A 1,974-nucleotide genomic window follows, 5' to 3' on the forward strand; every position below is an offset into this window, starting at 1 on the left:
ATTGTATATGCACTTTCTTTTTTCAAGAAATGTAAATGTACCTTTTATCTGTTGCATGTAAATGAAATAAATGGCGCTTCCAAAAAAACGGTTGCTACAAAAGCAATCCCTTTACAATCTGATCAGGAAATAAAAAATCAACTACACGCTTTAGTCGAAAAAATAGAAGCTACTTCCTTAAAAGGCAAACACCTTTTTTTTACATTAGCAGGCAAAGGAACAATCGTAGAAACCATCAGGGATGAGGTTGAAGATAAACACATTGACCTGATAGTAATGGGCACAAAAGGAAACAGTGGAATAAAAAAACTGGCGGTTGGATCAAACACTACAGACGTGATTAATAAAGTAAAATGTTCCACACTGGTGATTCCTGAAAAGGCACAGTTCACACATATAGATCATCTGGCATTACCTACCGACTATAGCATCTTTTTTGGTCCAAGAATTCTCGAAACCGTTTCTGATATTCTTGATTTATTTGAAGCCAAGCTCCATGTTTTTCACCTGGCAAAGTCTGATGAACATGTTTTAGGCGAAATGCTTCAAAACAAAGAGTTGCTTGAAGATTACTTTTCTGACAACAAGCACGAGTTTCATACTGTGACCAATAAAAATCTTGATATTGCCATCCAGGAATGTATCGATGCCCATCAAATAAAAATGATCACTATGGTGGCAAAAAACATTCACTTCTTCCAACAATTGTTTTTCAGCTCTAAAAACAATGCCACAACTTACCAGAACGAAATACCATTTTTTGTATTGCACGATTAAAGTTTTGCAAACAGGTAGGGTAAACTGTTTTTGAATTGTTTTAATGGTATATCAACAAATCAAAAATACATTTTTATGAACACGTTTTTTTCAACACCTTTTACAATGCTCTTTTTTTCTGCACTGGTTTTTTTGTCGTGCAGCAGTGATGAAAGTGTAATAAATGATGAAACAGCACAAACCACTTTTGGAGCCAAAGCCACTTTTGAAAGTGAACGAATAAATAATGAACTACTCATTTCAACATTTTTAGTGAATGTTGAAGATTTCGAACTCGAATTTGATGACGATGATTTTGGCGACGACGATGGCGGACCAGGCGGAAATTTTTACGGCGACCTTGAACTTGAGGGTCCGTTTGAACTCGACTTGTCACAACCCGATGTGGTTTTTCCGTTTGCTAATATTGAAATTCCATTAGGACAATATGAAGAGCTTGAATTTGATATTACCAGAAGCTCAAACAGTGAAAGTATCCTTTTTCAAAGGTCTATTCTCATAGAAGGAACTATTCAGGGAATGCCGTTTGTTTTTTGGCATAATTTTGAAGAAGATGTTGAAGTAGATTTTGAAGACACCAACATCGATATTGTTGTTGAATCAAACGGTGAAAGTGTTGTCATTAATTTTGACCTGAGTTTCTTATTTAACACCAACATCATAGATCTATCAAACGCCACTGATAACAATGGTGACGGCGTTATAGAAATTAGCCCTAATGATCAAGATGGAAATAATGCACTAGCTAACCTCATCAAAGAGACTATTAAAGAAGCCATTGAATTACTGGATGACTAATCCCCAATTATTTAATTTTCAGTAATTTAAATACCTGAAGCCACCCTGCTTCAGGTATTTTTTTTAGAGTTCATTCAAGGCTTCCCTCCAAGGAGTAATTTTAATTTTGAAAACCTCTTGTATTTTTGACTGGTTCAGTACACTGTAAGCCGGCCGTTTTGCCCGGGTTGGAAATTGCTGAGTAGAAACTGCGTTTAAAGAAATCTTGATTTTATGTTTTTCAAAAATGGCTTTTGCAAAATCATACCAACTGGCTTCACCGGTATTTGAGAAATGGTATAACCCGGAATTTTCATGTGTTAATGAGTCTGCAATTGTTATTAAAGCCTGAGCCAAATGTTCTGCATTGGTGGGACTTCCCAATTGGTCGTTTACCACACTAAGTTCTTTTTTTGTTTC

General features: G+C 35.7%; 3 protein-coding genes. 2 read left to right on the plus strand and 1 reads right to left on the minus strand.

Translation table 11 applies throughout. The features are described from left to right. Together AACY61_RS12980 and AACY61_RS12985 are read left to right on the plus strand one after the other, a co-directional pair. A partial coding sequence (locus AACY61_RS12980; protein WP_339612004.1) for a universal stress protein occupies positions 1–777 on the plus strand: 777 nt, incomplete at its 5' end. Positions 778–852: 75 nt separating this feature from the next. After that, complete coding sequence (locus AACY61_RS12985) at positions 853–1,575, plus strand: hypothetical protein (protein WP_339612005.1); 723 nt, start codon at positions 853–855, stop codon at positions 1,573–1,575. A 63-nt stretch (positions 1,576–1,638) separates the two neighbouring features. On the opposite strand, the gene AACY61_RS12990 is transcribed toward AACY61_RS12985, so the two are convergent. After that, on the minus strand, positions 1,639–1,974 hold a 336-nt coding region (locus AACY61_RS12990; protein WP_339612007.1), incomplete at its 5' end, for a sugar nucleotide-binding protein.

The organism is uncultured Planktosalinus sp. (genome assembly GCF_963973675.1).
GTDB lineage: Bacteria > Bacteroidota > Bacteroidia > Flavobacteriales > Flavobacteriaceae > Planktosalinus.

What these genes read in the sequence shown, in the direction of transcription:
- AACY61_RS12985 (WP_339612005.1), top strand. Translation starts at nt 853, where the DNA reads ATGAACACGTTTTTTTCAACACCTTTTACAATGCTCTTTTTTTCTGCA.